Raw genomic sequence first — 16,260 nt, forward strand, 5'->3', positions numbered from 1 at the left:
TACGCATTGTAGTGTATTTAGGGGGAATAAAATGAATGCGGCGGATTTAACAATTTGGCTAGTAGTAGGGGCTGGGATACTTTCATTTATATCACCATGTTCTTTACCGCTATATCCATCTTATTTATCATATATTACAGGTGTGTCTATTCAAGATTTAAAAGAAAATCGTGGGATTATGCAAAAGTCAGCGATTATACATACAGTATTTTTTATGATCGGTTTCTCGGTTATATTTTATGCGTTAGGTTTATCGGTGAGTTGGATTGGGATTACTTTTTCATCTAATCAAAGATTGATTCAACAAATTGGTGGGGTTTTTATTGTTTTGATGGGGTTATTTATGACTGGATTGTTTCAGCCTAAGTGGCTTATGGCAGAGAAAAAAGTGCAGTATAGAAGTAAATCGACAGGATATATTCGCTCAGTTTTGGTCGGCATGACATATGCAGCAGGATGGACACCGTGTGTTGGTCCGATATTTTCTGCAGTGCTTATGCTCGGGGCGACCAATCCGGAAAGTGCGCTTCTTTATATTACGGCATATACTCTTGGCTTTGCAGTTCCGTTTTTCGTGATGGCATTTTTTATTGGAAAGGTAAAATGGATTGTTACTTATGCCAATGTCATGATGAAAATCGGCGGTGGAATGATGATTTTAACAGGGGTTTTATTATATACAAATCAAATGACGAAAATTACAGCGTTCTTTATTCGTCTATTCGGCGGATTTACGGGATTTTAGAAATGAGGAGGAAGAAAAGTGAAGAAACTAATTGCTATTATACTAGCTGGGGCACTAATTTGGGCCGGAGTTAACTTTTATAATACTAAGAAAGAAGAAAAAGAAAGAAAAGCGAAACAAGCGGAGTTACAAGAGAAGGAAGTATTACCACAAGTGGGATTTAAAGCGCCGAACATAACATTAAAAGGATTAGATGGGAAGCTTTATTCGTTAAATGATGCAAAGGGAAAACCATATGTTATTAATTTTTGGGCATCATGGTGTGGTCCATGTGAAATGGAGGCTCCTGATCTAGTTCGTTTGTATGATAAATATAAGGAGGATGTTGAAATCTTTGCGGTAAATGCAACAATCGGGGATCCAGTACAAGAAGCGAGCGCATTTGCAGATCGTCACGGATTTAAATTTCCTGTTCTATTAGATATGGACGGAGTAGCTGGAATAGATTATAAAGTATTTTCTTTACCAACGACATTTTTTGTTAATAAAGATGGAATTATTGTAGATCATGCACGAGGTGTATTACCTCCAGATCAATTAGAAGAGAAGTTTAAGAAAATAATTGAGAATTAAGAGGGGATTTCATAGTGATGGAGTGGATGGTGAGGTTACAACCCGTTTCTCTTATAATAGGAAGTTTATTTGGATTTACTCTAATGAAACTAAGGATGAAAAAGCAAAATATTCAATATGAAAAAATGATGGATGCAGTAACGAATGGCTTTCTTATCATTGTATTAGTATGGAAATTCGCACCGGCAATTTTAAATCCGGTATGGGCCATTGGGGCGCCAATGCCAGCATTATTAGCTGTAGGAAGTATTCAGCATATTATAGTAGGGTGCGTGATTGCGAGTATATATATTGTTTGGAAAAGTAAAAAAGAGCAATTTTCTCTTCGGATTTTACTTGATACATTACCTTTTGGATTTTGCGTGAGTATAATCTTTTATTTTATATTCCATCAAGAAGTAGGTGCACAAACGACACTGCCGTGGGGGATGAAAATATATGAATCAAAATTTTTGTATCATCCTATTTTCATGTATGAGATTATACTCGCACTCGGTATAATTGGCTCGTTATGGATTAAAAATGAAAGATTAGGAAATGGAAAGAATATAAGCTTTTTTCTAATTTGCGAGGGAATTGCTCATACCATTATTTCACTTATTAGTGAACAAAATTCGGTTTTAGTTGGTCTTTCAATACAGCAAATACTCAGTTTTTGTGTTATTAGTCTAGGGATTTTGTTCGTACCAAAAAAATAAAAGTAGCCATGCACGGAGAGCATCTATGCATGGCTATTTTTGTATCATCATATGAATTAAAAAATCGGCGGAGTAACAGAAAATAAAACAATCGCATTTTTCTCGAATTGATTTACCCATTTATGTTTTAAATAAGCTGGTATTTTTACGCTATCACCAGTTTCTAATGTGTATTCTTCTTCATTTAAGTGCAATGTGATTTTTCCGTCTAATACAAATGCTAATTCTTCACCTTTATGTTCTAGAACATTTTCGGATGAAGCAGTATTCGGTGGGATAGTCATAATTGCTGTTGCTAAATTTCCTGTGAAATCAGGTGATAACAATTCATATGATAAATTATCGATAATCATTTTTTTTCTTTTATGAGAACGTACAATTAAATCGTCTGTATTATTTTCTTCAAGTAAAAAACTAAATGTTGGAACATCAAGAGCTTTTGCAAGTACCTTTAATGTTTGAATAGAAGGGTTAGCAGAACCACGTTCAATTTGACTAAGCATTGATGGTGTGATTTCGGCCATCTTTGCTAATTCTTTACTAGTTAATCCTTTTTCTTTTCTTTGTTTTTCAATCTTTTTACCAATATCTATATTTTCCATAATAAATGCTCCTTAATAATTATTAAATTATATTTAAATAAATTAAATTTAAATTAACTAAAATGAATTATTTATGTTAAACTATATTAAAATTAATTTAATTATAATTTATTATATGGCTATCTACAAGGATATGAGGAGGAAGAGGAATGAAGGAGATAGAGGCATTAAAAGAGCAATATCCACTAGTAAATAACTTAATCGCAACAGAAGAAGTATTTTGGATAAACCCGAATATGGAAAAGTATGAAACAGCAATAAAAAATTCGCCACTTAATGAAGAACATGTAAAAGACGCGGAAGAGAGATTAAAGCGTTTTGCACCATATATTGCGAAAGTATTTCCTGAAACGAAGGAAACAGGCGGTATTATAGAATCACCTTTAGTGAAAATACCTTCTATGAAACAATCTTTAGAGAAAAGTTATGGGCAACCTATTTTAGGGGGATTACTATTAAAATGTGATAGCGGGCTTCCGATATCAGGATCAATAAAAGCTAGAGGCGGAATATACGAAGTGCTGAAACATGCAGAGCAACTGGCACTTCAGCATGGAATGTTAACAGGGAAAGATGATTATTCAATTTTAGATAGTGATAGATTTAGAGGTTTTTTTGCGAAGTATTCAATTGCAGTAGGTTCTACTGGCAATTTAGGGCTTAGCATCGGTATTATGAGTGCGAAATTAGGTTTTAATGTGACTGTTCATATGTCGGCAGACGCAAAAGAATGGAAAAAAGATTTATTAAGAAGTAAAGGTGTAAACGTTATTGAATATGAAGCTGATTATAGTAAAGCAGTAGAAGAAGGAAGACTGCAAGCAGATGCAGATCCTAGCTGTTATTTTGTTGATGATGAAAACTCACATGATTTATTTTTAGGATACGCAGTAGCAGCATCACGTTTACAAAAACAATTAGAAGAGTTAGAAATTGTAGTAGATGAAGAGCACCCTTTATTCGTTTATCTTCCGTGCGGGGTAGGTGGCGGGCCTGGCGGAGTAGCATTTGGTTTAAAGTTATTGTACAAAGACAATGTGCACTGTTTCTTTGCGGAGCCTACGCACTCTCCGTGTATGTTACTCGGTTTAATGACAGGGCTTCACGATAAAATTGCCGTTCAAGATATCGGGATTGACAATGTAACTGATGCGGATGGGCTTGCAGTAGGAAGACCATCTGGATTTGTCGGTAAAACGATGGAACCATTTTTGAGTGGAAATTATACAGTAAGTGATGAAGAGTTATATAGATTATTAAAAGAACTGGCTGATACTGAAAATATTTATTTAGAGCCTTCTGCATTAGCGGGTATGATAGGGCCGTTGAATGTATGTAAAGCTGAAAATGAGTATTTACAAAAACAACAGTTAACAGAGAAGGTGAAGAAAGGTACTCATATTGTGTGGGGAACTGGTGGGAGTATGGTTCCGGAAGACGTGATGAATGGGTATTATAAGAAAGGTTTGGAATTAACGTGTAAATAAAAATGAGGCTATTTACAGCCTCATTTTTTTCATGTACATAAAATTCTTTGTTATTTTCGCACTAGTTCTTTATAGTATAGATATAAAGGATTGCTAATATCGAATAAAAATAACAAAAAGCTTTATTTTACATAATAAGAGGATGTGTATACGATGTCATTACAGACTAAATATATAGCGGGTATTTCGCTTGGGGTTATGGGCGTAGGTTTTGCGGCTTCCATCCCTTTTCAAGGAACGGTAGCTGGGGAGATTATTCAAGGGGGATTTGAAGCTGGGTTAGTTGGTGGACTTGCGGATTGGTTTGCGGTTACAGCTTTATTCCGTCATCCGTTGGGCATTCCAATTCCACATACAGCATTATTACCTAAAAATCGGAAACGGGTAACAAAGGGTCTCGTTTCTACGTTAGAAAATGAATGGCTGACGAAAGAAAGTATTACAAGTAAAGTAAAAGAAATGCAGCTAGCACAAATGGTACTGCAAATTGCTGAGAAAGAGTTACAGTCTGACGCTGTGAAAAAAGGAATTGTAACAATTGCTGAGAAAGCGATTCTTCAAATAGATACAGAAAAATTAGCAGTTATTATTGAAAAAGAATTAAAAACGTATTTGCATACAATTAACACAAGTAACATATTACAAGTTCTAGTGGATCAATTAGTAGTGCAAGAATATGATGAAAAAACACTTGATTACATATTAGTAAAAGTGAAAGATTGGACGGCTCAAGATGAAGCACGTTATCAGCTCGGAAGCTTAGGTATGAAGGCGATGGAAAACATAAAAGTAGATGGATTCCTGCAGTTTACTTTGAAATCATTTATGAATATTGTAGATGAAGATAAAATCGGCGGCATTTTGCAGAAGTTTATCATTAGTAATATTAACAGCTTACAAGATGCAGATAATAGCACAAGACAACTTATATTAGCGAAAATTCGTCAAGAGATTATAAATGTAAAAGAAAATGAATCTTTATTACAGGAATTAGAGAAGTGGAAAGAAAAATGGATTGCAAATTGGGATGCTACAGACAAAATAAAAGAAATGCTAGAGCAAGTACAGAGTAGGGCAGTTACCTTTGTGAAGAATGAAGAATTTGCTGATAAATATGTTGTTCCATTCTTACAAACACAAATGAATAAAATAAAAGAAGACGAACTGACTGTTCAAAAAATAGAAGATTGGTTACAAAAACAAGTTGTTACTATTGTTGAAAAGAATCATTCGAAAATTGGAAAGCTTGTGCAAGAAAACCTTGATAAGTTAGATGATAAAACATTAATCGAAATGATTGAAAATAATGTCGGTAAAGATTTGCAGTGGATTCGTGTGAACGGGGCTGTTTGTGGTTTTATGATTGGATTAATTTTAGAAGGAATAAAAGCGATTATATGAGAAAAACCTTCCACAATTGTGGAAGGTTTCTTATTTTTCGATAACGCTCATATTTAAATTATAAGCTTTCTCAATATTTAATTTGTACGTTCCATTTCCTGTTTTTATCGAGTTTTTATACCAATGTTCTTGCCCATTTAATTCTGGATTTTCTTCTGAAGAATTATTTTCTTTTTTCGCTAAATCTTCTACTTGTTCCCAAGGTGTGTTTCCGTGAGTTTCTTTTTGATTTGTTACGGCTGTTAAAGAAACATCACTTTCTTTAGTTAAATGAACAGATACGTTTGAACTGTTTTGTACAAACCAATTATTTTGTAATTGACCTGGATAAAGAGATAGTTCGTTATTCGAAGCGCGGATCTCTACATTTTTATTTTGCGGAAGAACGAGTGTTTGTTTCACCTGTGGTGCGAAGTTAAAAAACGTATGCTGAACCGGTAATGGTTTTAACGTTATATACATCGTTTCTCCAGCCGTTTGAACTGAAAGGAAATCCTCTTGTTTTAAATTAGGTTTTTCATTTGCCTTTGTCGTCATTTCATATGTTCCAAAAAGATGAATTTGATTTGTATTATTTCCCTCTATCGTTAGAGGGTGATGCCCCGCATCCACTACGATTTTTTTGATAGATTCAGGTATATCAAGTTGTCCGTCTGGAATATTACTCGTTTGCCTAGTTGTGTTAATAGAATGACGAACTTCTTCTAGTAATCCAGTTGATAATAAACAGTAAAAAGCAATTCCAACGCTTCCTAAAACTCCAATAAAGAAAATACTAAAAATATCATATTTAATAAATGATTGTTCCTTCTTAGAAAATAGAAGGTATAGTAAAATTTCAGCGCCAAGTATAATAAGTAAAACAGGCCACCATGCTGTTAATGTATCCAATACTTGAGTGCCTTTCATAACTGAAAATAGTAAGAAACAACCTAATGTAATAATGGAAAGCCCCATTGAGAATGTTCCAACGCGCCATGTTCTCATTCGTTTGTACCACCTTTGTTTTCTTTATTTCCAAGTAACAATTTAAAGCCGCCACCAATTAAAAGGAGAGCAACGATAGATGTTTGGAAATAGCGATAATATAGTTCGCTAAGATGAATATTAAATATAGTTACAAAATAATCATTCAAAATAGGAAGGACTGTTTGATCTAATAAATAATAACCACCGAGTGTAATTAAACCGATACCGATCCATCTTTGATGATTTATAAAATAGTCGATGATAGGTTCGTCATGTACGCGTTCTTTTCCGTATTTGGCCGTTTGCTGTAATGTGTCAAAAAAGCTATAAAACCAAATGATTGGTACTAAAAATAAAAACGCAGAGAGTCTTAATAAATCGAGTAAATAAATGGATAGTAAAAAGGCTGCCATAAGCTGAAGACCACGGCGTTGTAAGCCTAAATACATATGTCCTGCTCCAGGGAACATCGCTAAAATAGAAGCAAATGTTTTACTTTTCTTTCCTTGTTCTCGGTGCTCTTCAAAGTCTTCAAAAATAGTACGATCAACTAATTGCTCGCCACGTTCTTTTTTCTGTAGTTGCTGAACAACATCGAAGAAATTATAAATCCATAAAACAGGTAACGTAATAAGGAAGATAAGGAAACTTCCTTGAGATGTTAAGAGTGCAACGAATATAATCATACTTCCGATTCCTGTGCAAGCGACTAAAAATGTAAGTCCGCGTTGCATAAGTCCTAATTGAAAATGACCAAGCCCAGGAATGATTGATAGAAGAATGATATAAAATCGTTCGCTTTCTTTAGAGGACTCTGTAAATTCTCCGGCTGCTTGTTTTTTCGATTGATTAATAATAGTGACAACTAAATCTAATAAATTGATCGCCCATAACACGACTAGTAAAAATAGAGAAAGAAAAGCAATATCACGCGCTCCTAATGCTATTGTACAAAATGCTGCAAAGATAAATAGAAATAAAGCCCCTCCGCTATATAAAATAAATCGTCCGAATTTCTTTAAATATAAATGTCCAAGCCCAGGAATTAGCCCTAATACAAGTGCTAAAAAGGGATTTTTATTCATGCTTTGAACCTCCGTCCTTTTTTGATGTGTCTACCGATTTGTTTACAATTTGTTGTGAGATAGAAGACTCGTTATGTTTTGAAGATTTCTCGAAATTTGATGTCGCTGTGAAGATATACTGGAATAAACCACTTACCATAAAAATAATTGTAGCCGCAGTCGCAATTATGTAGTGAATAATTGTGCGCTTTAGTGAGTTTGTTTTTATATTTTCATTAGGCTGTAACGTTTCAAAATTAATTTGCGTCATAACTTCGTTCGTAAATGAATCATCATTTATCATTGGAAGGTTTTCGTGTTGTTCATCAATACTTTCCATATAAAGTGCTAAACAATGATCACATTCATAAAGATGTTCTTCCATAGATTCACGTTCATTGTTTGATATAACATCTAATGTATAATTGCGCCAATCTTCTTTTGAATAATGCATCATAGAAACTCTTCCTCCTTCCAATGTTTTTTAATCCATTTTCTTGCCCGATACAGTTTCATTTCGACTGTTTTCACTTCAATATTTTCTTGCAAAGCAATTTCTTGATAACTTTTTTCTTCTAAGTAATGTGCGAGAACGACGTCACGGTAATTGTCGGGAAGTTCTCGCAGTTTTTGAGCAATGAGTAATTTTTGCTCTTTCGTCAATAATAAAGCCTCGATATTATGAGAGGCTTTTATATTTTCCGCAGTTTCTTTACATAAGGAGAGTTCTTCGTTTTCTCTAGCTTTTTTTCTCTTATAATCAATAGCGTGATTGGTGGCAATACGTGCCATCCACGTTTTTAATCCGCGAAATTGATAATTTTGGAGAGAGGCGTGAATTTTTACGAATACTTCTTGTGTAACATCTTTAGCATCTTCTTCATGTCTTAAAATGGAAAAGATAACTTGAAAAATATAATGACGATATGTTTGTACAAGGATATGAAAAGCATGTTCGCTTCCTTGCTGTGCTTTTGCAACTAATTGTTTTTCCTCAATCGGTCTCTCCCTCCTTTTTGACGCATTCTATTATATAGACGTAAGAAATGATAAGTCACCCTACACATGTTATAAAAAAAGAATAATATATTTTTAGCAGGAGGACTATATGAAAAAGGTGTGAAAAAATGGTAAAGAGAAGTATATAATGAGCAAAGAGGAAATGCTACATGGAGAAAGGATGTGAATGTTAGTAGGATAAGGTCCATACTAACAAACATGAAAATTAAAATATTAATAGCCGATGATAATTCTTTTATTAGAGAAGGTATGAAAATTATTTTAAATACATATGAAGAGTTTGAAGTATTAGATACCGTAAATGATGGAAAAGAAGCTGTAGCGTATTGTAAAAAGTATGAAGTTGATATTGCGCTTTTAGATGTTCGTATGCCAAACATGAACGGGGTAGAGGCGACGAAGTTAATTTGTGAAGAGACAAAAACGAAGCCTCTCATTTTAACGACGTTTGATGATGATGAATATATTTTGGATGCAGTAAAAAACGGAGCGAAAGGTTATTTATTAAAAAATAATGATCCGGAGCGGATTCGTGATGCGATAAAAGGAGTTTATAACGGTCAAACTGTTATGCAAGATGTAGTGCTTGATAAAATTAAGTCTAATTTAATGGAAAGTAAAGAGGAAGAATCTAAAATTGATAAGAGCCTTTTCACAGAAAGAGAGCTTAGTATTATCGCATTAATTGCGAAAGGTTTCTCAAATAAAGAAATTTCGAAGCAACTTTTCATATCTGAAGGAACGATTGCAAATTATATTACATCAGTTTTAGGGAAAACTGGACTAGAACATCGCACACAAATTGCGATTTATTACTTAACAGGGAAAGTAGATTAATGTTATGGAATTTTGGTTAACTGTAAGTAAACTTATTGTCTTTTTATATATAGTGTTTAGCTACATTCATTTAAATGTTACGAACTTACCGTGGATTATACTTACTTTGCTTTTATATCTTTCTGTCAATGTGTTGATCTCTATATTTAAAAAAGATACGTACAAAAACATATTAACTTGTGTGTCAATTGGCGTAGTTATGTTATTTACATGGAAGGTTCATCCGTTTTTTATTTTGTTTTTACCTTTGAACTTATATGAAATTGCAAATTATTACATAAAAAAGAAATGGTTAATCTTTTTCATTATGATTCTTCCTATTATTTTTATAGGTGAAGGTATTCAAATGACGTATGGACTGATTAGTGCATTTTGTTTTTTTTCCTTAACGATAGCTCATCGCTATATAGCACGATTATTAAAACTAGACATGCAAAATGATAAAATGAGAAAAGACATACAAAGACTTACGAAAAGCTTAAATGAAAATAAAGATTACATAAGGCAATCTGAATACACATTTAAATTAGAGGAAAGAAATCGACTATCTCAAGAAATTCATGATAAAATCGGTCACTCAATGACAGGTGCACTAATTCAAATGGAAGCAGCAAAGAGATTAATGGAAATAGATAAAGAAAAATCTGTGGAATTATTACAAAATGCCATTCATATTTCAAAAGATGGAATTGAAAGCATTCGGATTACATTAAAAAATATGAAGCCACCAACTGAGCAAATTGGTATTCATCGTATGAAATTATTCATAGAGGAATTTGCTGGTAAGCATGATATAAATATTCCATTCGTATATAAAGGGAACTTAGATATGATTTCACCAATTCAGTGGAAGATTATTGGTGAAAATGTTATGGAGGCACTAACAAACGCGATGAAATATGCTGATGCGACAGTCATTTCAATAGATATTCATGTACTGAACAAGATGGTGAAAGTACAAGTGAAGGATAATGGTAAAGGTGCAGCTCTTGTTAAGAAAGGCCTCGGTATTATGGGGATGGAGGAGCGAACAGCATCAGTAAACGGAAAAATTATTGTAGATGGAACAAGTGGTTTTTCAGTAACAATGTTATTGCCGATATAAGAGGATGAGACGAAGATGAATCATCTCATATGAAAAAAGTGAATAATCTCATGTGAAAAGAGTGAACTTCTGCACTGAGCAGGTTCATTCTTTTTGTTTATAATAAAAGCAGAGAAACCGAAATAGGGGTGAAATGATGAACACATTGGAAATTAAAAATTTAACGAAAAAATTTGGTGATTTCATCGCGGTAGATAATATGTCTTTATCTATTAAAGAAGGAGAAATATTTGGCTTTTTAGGTTCGAATGGTGCTGGTAAGAGTACAACGATTAATATGATTGCTGGTTTGTTAAGAAGTAATGAAGGTGAAATTAGCATACTAGGAAAAAATATAAAGAAACATAATCGATTTGCGAAAATGAATATTGGTATCGTTCCGCAAGATATTGCGATTTATGAAGAGTTAACTGCCTATGAAAATGTGAAATTCTTTGCTGGATTGTATGGATTACGAGGAGCCGAGCTAAAAGCGAGAGTAGAGGAAGCACTTCAATTTGTAGGCCTTAGTGATAAACATAAAAGTTATCCGAAAAACTTTTCTGGCGGGATGAAACGAAGACTGAATATCGCTTGTGCAATCGCTCATAGACCGAAGTTAATTATTATGGATGAACCGACAGTTGGAATTGATCCGCAGTCAAGGAACTACATTCTTCAGTCTGTCCGAAAATTAAATGAAATGGGAAGTACGATTATTTATACGAGTCACTACATGGAAGAAGTAGAAGAGATTTGTACGAAAATAGCAATTGTCGATCACGGTAAAGTAATTGCAGAAGGAACGAAAGAACAGTTAAAAGCGATTATTACAGATACGAAAGATATTTGGATTGAAGTAAAGTCAGTAGAAAACTTAGATGTAGAAAATTTAAAAGAGATAAATGGTGTGAAAGCTGTTCAAATTGAAGAGAACGTAATCAAGGTAAACTCGGATGCAGGATTAAATAATTTAAATAAAATTATTCAGCATTTCATTAATCATGACATTGAAATTCGTTCGTTAGAGGAGCAGGCTCCAAACTTAGAAACAGTATTTCTTACGTTAACTGGAAGAAACTTACGAGATAAATAAAGGTAAATGAAGAAAAGGTAAAGGGAGGTTCATCAATTGAACATCTTTAACATTGCAGTGATGCACATTAAAAGAGATTTCAGGGACGTAAGAACTTTAGTTTTTATGTTAGCATTTCCAATTGTACTTATGCTTGTGTTAGGAACAGCGTTAACGAATGCATTTAATAGCGATAGTCAAGCGATTAAGGATATACAAGTGCTATATAAAGATGAAGCGAGTAGCACGTTTTCTCAATCGTTTGAAGCGTTTACGAAAGAAGTCGATAAATCAGGTATTCATTTTAAAAAAGTTTCCGAAGGTATAGATGGGAAAGAAGAAGTGAAGCAAAATAAATATGCTGCTTATGTAGAGTTAAATAAAGATGGTGCAAAATTTTACGGAAGTGACAAAAGTAGTATTGAGGGAAGTATTGTGGAAGGCATGCTTACAACATTTGTTGATAAGTACAACGTAGCGGCCGAAGTTGCAAAAGTAGATCCGAGTAAGGTTAGCGCAGTTATTTCAAACGGAAATCATAATGATTATATTAAAGAAACATCTTTACAAGCTGCTAAAAAACCAGGTTCTATGGATTACTATGCGGTTGTAATGACGACGATGATTGCACTGTACGCTGCAATGGGGGCGAGTTTTTTAATTCGAGGAGAACGAATACGTAAAACAGGAGATCGTTTAATTGCAGCACCTATAAGTAAAGCTGAGATTTTCGTTGGGAAAGTGCTCGGTAGTCTTGTAGCGAATGCACTTTGTCTATTACTCGTCGTTTTATTTAGTAAATTTGTTTTTCAAGCGAATTGGGGCGACCATATTGGAATCATATTTATTATTTTACTAACAGAAGTCTTTCTAGCAATTAGCTTCGGTTTAGGAATCGGATTTATTACAAAAACAGGTGAGGCATCTAGAGCGATTATTATGGTTGTTGTGCAATTAGCTTCTATTTTTGGTGGTGCGTATTTCGTAGTGGAAGAAAATGTCGTTACGAATTTATCGCCATTAACGTGGGCCAACACAGCCATTATGAAAATTATTTATGCAAATGACATAGGGGCGGCACTGCCAGTAATATTTTTAAACCTCGGAATTTCAGCACTCTTTTTATTAATTGCGATTATTGCATTACGTAGACGGGAGGGGCTATAGTATGAAAGATATTTTATGGCTCATACAAAAAACGTTATCTGTGCTTCTGAAAAATAAAAAGGGGTTACTCATTATTATTAGCTTGCCGATAATAGGAACGCTCATTTCCTTTTCGATATATGGGAATGTAGGGCAAGGAACGTTAAATATTGGGGTTATAAATAAAGAAAATCAACCTATCGCAAATGATACAGTGAAATTTTTAGAAGGACTCAATCATGTAAATGTTAGTAAAATTAAGGAATCTGAAGTGGAAGATAAACTCACTTCAAAAAAACTTGATGGTGTTATTACATTACAGTCTGGTTTTTCTGAAAGTGTTCGAGAAGGGAAACCGAGTCATATTGAGATTTCATCGATTAAAGGCGATCAAGTAACAGGATTTATAAAATCGTATTTATATAACTATGTTGATAACATCGCTGCGATTAGTAAAGTGGCAGGGGCCGATCAAAGTACGTTTAATAGTATGTACGCTGGTTATCAAAAAAGTTCATTTAAAGTAAAGTCTGAGACACTTGAAGATACTTCAAAAAATAAAGATATGACAAATCAAACGATGGGTTATCTTATTATGTTTATGTTATTTTCAGCAGTGAACTTATCAGGATTTATTTTAAAAGAAAAAGAGAACAGAACGTATTTTAGATTATTATCAACGCCGATTGACGGAAAGAAATTTATATTATCTAATGTCGCAGTAAATATGATGATATTAACAGTACAAATTGTAATTGCAGTATTCTTTATGACGAATGTTTTTCACACAACTATAAATATGCCTTTCATAGTTATGATTGGTGTGCTTATGATATTCGCTTTAATTGCAATTGGTTTATCGTTAGTCATTGTGTCTTTTTCAAAAAGTTCAACTGCTTCAAATGCAATGCAAAATATAGTAATAGTACCAACATGTTTACTTGCTGGATGTTATTTCCCGTACGACATTATGCCGAAAGCAGTACAAAAAGTAGCTGATTTCCTTCCGCAGCGTTGGTTACTAGATACGATTTCAAAACTACAGCAAGGAATTCCGTTTTCAGAGTTGTATTTAAATATTCTAATCTTATTCGCCTTTGCGATAGCGTTCTTCTTAATTGCGATTTATAAGTTTGGAAGAAATAATGATACAAGGAACTTCATTTAATGAAAAGGTGTGGCGCAATGCCACACCTTTTTTGTATTCGTAATTTAAAGTATCTTTTGTAATATAGGAATGCTTTTGTAGAGCACTTCGTTATGTGAAGCATGCACAACATATTTATTTCCTTCTAGAAGAAAAACGCTATGTAGAACAGCGTTACCGTCACCATGTTTTGTAAGTATATCACCGACGACTTTTCCGTCTGTCCATTCTAGTTTTGAATGTGAAGGGACGACTTGTAAATATTGAATCGTTTCTACTCCATCTCCTGCAATAAGTGTAGTTTCAATATTTCTTTTCTGTATAATAAATCTATTTTCATTTAATGTATCGAGGAAAGGATTTTTCGTTTTCATCTTGTTATAAGGAAGAAATGTAATAGAAGAGCCGGATCTTATAAATAAATAATTTCCGTAATCTTTACAAGGAATAACATCTTGTAATCCTGGAAAGTAACGGTGTATCGCTTCAACTTTATTCATTTTGTGTAAGGTGCTTACGTAGTGAATGTATTGTTCCATATAAAAATGAACGATATTTATTTTAGAAGATGTATGTACTGGGAGAGTACCTCCAGTCCAATAACTATAATTGGGGGGAGATCCAGCGTTTGGTGTACAGAGTATAATAAGTTGCTCCACATCATTTTCATATTCTTCACTTTGAACGTAAGAACGTGCAAGAAGTCCACCCATACTATGACAAACTAAATTTAGTTTATCGCACCCTGTAAATTCTTTAACATAAGCAATCGTTTTTAATAAATATTTTTGAGTAGAAAAAGCAATACGCTGACGCCAGTCATAAAAACAGATAAACAAGTTTTGATTTCGTTCATAGCCTATACTTTCTAACATCATAATGAATGGTTCATAAATAAAAGCAGAAAGGCCAAAGTTCCAATTACCGGTACCAGGAATAATAATATTACTCATTGAACCGAAAAGACCTGGGATAAAAATAATAGGAGTTTTTCTTATTTTCATATTCTGCTCTCCTTTAACTTTGTAACATCCAAAAAGTAGGAAATGCATTTTGAATGAAAATTTATTTTAATGAAACACTACGAAATAGTAAGTAATATGAGTGGAAGGAAATCAAAATGATTAAAAAAATAGTGCGAGTCACTTCTATTATTGTTGCTATTTTCGTTGTTATTTTAATTTGGATGCATATTGACGTTATGCTCGGAAGGAAAATGGAAGCCGGGAAAAATATGCCGACAGAGTATGCATCTCATTATAGTGACTTTCAATTATATGTAGAAGGGAAGTCGTTTTATAAACAGTTATTTACTGATATAAGTGAAGCGAAGCAATCTATTTACACTTATTTTTATATTTTATCGGATGATAAAAGTAGCCATACTTTTTTAAACTTATTAAAGGAGAAGGCGAAAGAAGGAGTAAACGTCTATTTATCAGTTGATCGCATTAATGATTTATCATTTGAAAGAAAGATGAAAAATGAATTGCGGGAAAGTGGTGTACATTTTACATATAGTAGAAAACCTGAATTGCCATTCGGATTTTATTCACTTCACCATCGTAATCATCGTCGTATTACGACGATTGATGGGGAGATTGGCTATACGGGTGGCTTTAATATGGGGGATGAGTACTTAGGGAAAGATAAGCGATTTGGATATTGGCGTGACTATCATGTGCGGCTTAGAGGAGAAGGAGCAAAAGATTTAGAAGAGCAATTCGCTTTAGATTGGAAACGAGATACGAAAGAACATATAAAAAGAAGTACGAATAAAGCGAGTAAAGGGAATACATTACATACGATGGTTAGCTACAATGGACATCACGTCGTTGAAAAATATATAAAGTTAATAAAACAAGCGAAACATTCAATTGTAATTACAACACCTTATTTTATAGCGAAAAATAAAGAATTAATGAATGCTTTAATTGGAGCGCAAAAACGTGGTGTTACAGTAAAAATACTATGGTCATATAAACCAGATATTCCTCTTATTAAAGAGGCAGCGTATCCTTATATTCGTCAAGCTGTTAATAACGGGATTACGGTATATGGTTATAAAAAAGGTATGTTTCATGGAAAGTTAATGCTGATTGACAATGAACTAACTGTTATCGGTACAACGAACATAACTGCACGAAGTTTCTATATAAATGATGAGATGAATTTGTATATTCATGGTGGATCTATCGTATCAGAAGTGAATGAGGCGTTAACACAAGATTTTCATGACTCGAAAGAAATGACGAAAGAGTTTTTTGAGAAGTTATCTTTTTGGGAGCGTTGTAAGGAGAAATTTGCGGGATTGGTTGATTTTTATTTGTGATGATTTAACTGGAATACTGGAAATGTAGAATATAGTAAATAGAAAGCTGTATTGTTTATTCAAAAAGTTGAGAAGTAAGA

17 protein-coding genes are annotated in these 16,260 nt (G+C 33.5%); 11 read left to right on the forward strand and 6 right to left on the reverse strand.

Translation table 11 applies throughout. The annotated features are described in order from the left end of the window. Positions 1–31 precede the first annotated feature (31 nt). Genes ccdA through MHH59_RS08745 form a run of 3 tightly spaced genes read left to right on the forward strand, consistent with a single transcriptional unit; the run spans position 32 to position 2,016 of the window. The gene (gene ccdA / locus MHH59_RS08735; RefSeq protein WP_002031088.1) at positions 32–745 is read left to right on the forward strand and encodes a cytochrome c-type biogenesis protein CcdA; all 714 of its coding nucleotides are present in this window, start codon (positions 32–34) and stop codon (positions 743–745) included. A gap of 18 nt (positions 746–763) precedes the next feature. Next, positions 764–1,318: a TlpA family protein disulfide reductase gene (locus MHH59_RS08740; protein ID WP_002031090.1), complete on the forward strand. Its 555-nt coding sequence runs from the start codon at positions 764–766 to the stop codon at positions 1,316–1,318. A gap of 17 nt (positions 1,319–1,335) precedes the next feature. Continuing rightward, positions 1,336–2,016: a prolipoprotein diacylglyceryl transferase family protein gene (locus tag MHH59_RS08745; RefSeq protein WP_201056015.1), complete on the forward strand. Its 681-nt coding sequence runs from the start codon at positions 1,336–1,338 to the stop codon at positions 2,014–2,016. A gap of 56 nt (positions 2,017–2,072) precedes the next feature. Here the strand turns inward: MHH59_RS08745 and MHH59_RS08750 are convergent, their stop codons facing one another. Beyond that, positions 2,073–2,618 carry a helix-turn-helix domain-containing protein gene (locus MHH59_RS08750; protein WP_002012259.1) on the reverse strand — a complete coding sequence of 182 codons (546 nt, stop codon included), beginning with the start codon at positions 2,616–2,618 and terminating at the stop codon, positions 2,073–2,075. Between the two features lie 149 nt (positions 2,619–2,767). Here MHH59_RS08750 and MHH59_RS08755 point away from each other — a divergent pair, with 149 nt between their 5' ends. Together MHH59_RS08755 and MHH59_RS08760 are read left to right on the forward strand one after the other, a co-directional pair. Then, the gene (locus MHH59_RS08755) at positions 2,768–4,105 is read left to right on the forward strand and encodes a D-serine ammonia-lyase (RefSeq protein ID WP_002168690.1); all 1,338 of its coding nucleotides are present in this window, start codon (positions 2,768–2,770) and stop codon (positions 4,103–4,105) included. Positions 4,106–4,258: 153 nt separating this feature from the next. Further along, positions 4,259–5,506 (forward strand): DUF445 domain-containing protein, encoded by a 1,248-nt coding sequence (locus tag MHH59_RS08760; protein WP_002086386.1) that lies wholly within the window; start codon positions 4,259–4,261, stop codon positions 5,504–5,506. 30 nt (positions 5,507–5,536) lie between these two features. Here MHH59_RS08760 and exsE read toward each other — a convergent pair whose 3' ends face one another. The 4 genes from exsE to MHH59_RS08780 are packed head-to-tail and all read right to left on the reverse strand — an operon-like array spanning position 5,537 to position 8,538. Then, positions 5,537–6,493 (reverse strand): exosporium protein ExsE, encoded by a 957-nt coding sequence (exsE, locus tag MHH59_RS08765; protein WP_002126702.1) that lies wholly within the window; start codon positions 6,491–6,493, stop codon positions 5,537–5,539. Continuing rightward, positions 6,490–7,560, reverse strand: a complete 1,071-nt coding sequence (locus tag MHH59_RS08770) for a hypothetical protein (protein ID WP_016126754.1) — start codon at positions 7,558–7,560, stop codon at positions 6,490–6,492. Before MHH59_RS08770 ends, exsE begins: the two co-directional genes overlap by 4 nt. After that, positions 7,553–7,996 (reverse strand): hypothetical protein, encoded by a 444-nt coding sequence (locus MHH59_RS08775; RefSeq protein WP_002126705.1) that lies wholly within the window; start codon positions 7,994–7,996, stop codon positions 7,553–7,555. The genes MHH59_RS08770 and MHH59_RS08775 overlap by 8 nt, the downstream gene beginning before the upstream one ends. Next, positions 7,993–8,538, reverse strand: coding sequence for an RNA polymerase sigma factor (locus tag MHH59_RS08780; RefSeq protein ID WP_308027497.1), 546 nt, complete (start codon positions 8,536–8,538; stop codon positions 7,993–7,995). The genes MHH59_RS08775 and MHH59_RS08780 overlap by 4 nt, the downstream gene beginning before the upstream one ends. 219 nt (positions 8,539–8,757) lie before the next feature. Between MHH59_RS08780 and MHH59_RS08785 the strand changes: the two genes are divergently transcribed. From MHH59_RS08785 to MHH59_RS08805, 5 genes are all read left to right on the forward strand, one after another. Continuing rightward, positions 8,758–9,396, forward strand: a complete 639-nt coding sequence (locus MHH59_RS08785; RefSeq protein WP_002012250.1) for a response regulator transcription factor — start codon at positions 8,758–8,760, stop codon at positions 9,394–9,396. A gap of 4 nt (positions 9,397–9,400) precedes the next feature. Beyond that, positions 9,401–10,501: a sensor histidine kinase gene (locus MHH59_RS08790; RefSeq protein ID WP_340851090.1), complete on the forward strand. Its 1,101-nt coding sequence runs from the start codon at positions 9,401–9,403 to the stop codon at positions 10,499–10,501. 136 nt (positions 10,502–10,637) lie between these two features. Further along, positions 10,638–11,576 (forward strand): ABC transporter ATP-binding protein, encoded by a 939-nt coding sequence (locus MHH59_RS08795; RefSeq protein ID WP_002086377.1) that lies wholly within the window; start codon positions 10,638–10,640, stop codon positions 11,574–11,576. A gap of 36 nt (positions 11,577–11,612) precedes the next feature. Beyond that, positions 11,613–12,722 carry an ABC transporter permease gene (locus tag MHH59_RS08800; RefSeq protein ID WP_340851092.1) on the forward strand — a complete coding sequence of 370 codons (1,110 nt, stop codon included), beginning with the start codon at positions 11,613–11,615 and terminating at the stop codon, positions 12,720–12,722. A 1-nt stretch (position 12,723) separates the two neighbouring features. Beyond that, positions 12,724–13,869: an ABC transporter permease gene (locus MHH59_RS08805; RefSeq protein ID WP_340851093.1), complete on the forward strand. Its 1,146-nt coding sequence runs from the start codon at positions 12,724–12,726 to the stop codon at positions 13,867–13,869. Between the two features lie 44 nt (positions 13,870–13,913). Here MHH59_RS08805 and MHH59_RS08810 read toward each other — a convergent pair whose 3' ends face one another. Next, positions 13,914–14,852 carry an esterase/lipase family protein gene (locus tag MHH59_RS08810; RefSeq protein ID WP_201056027.1) on the reverse strand — a complete coding sequence of 313 codons (939 nt, stop codon included), beginning with the start codon at positions 14,850–14,852 and terminating at the stop codon, positions 13,914–13,916. Positions 14,853–14,968: 116 nt separating this feature from the next. Here MHH59_RS08810 and cls point away from each other — a divergent pair, with 116 nt between their 5' ends. Then, on the forward strand, positions 14,969–16,180 hold the full coding sequence (gene cls, locus MHH59_RS08815; RefSeq protein ID WP_340851095.1) for a cardiolipin synthase: 1,212 nt from the start codon (positions 14,969–14,971) through the stop codon (positions 16,178–16,180). Positions 16,181–16,260 lie beyond the last annotated feature (80 nt).

It is taken from the genome of Bacillus sp. FSL E2-0195, from assembly GCF_038003645.1.
Classification (GTDB): Bacteria; Bacillota; Bacilli; order Bacillales; family Bacillaceae_G; genus Bacillus_A; species Bacillus_A mycoides.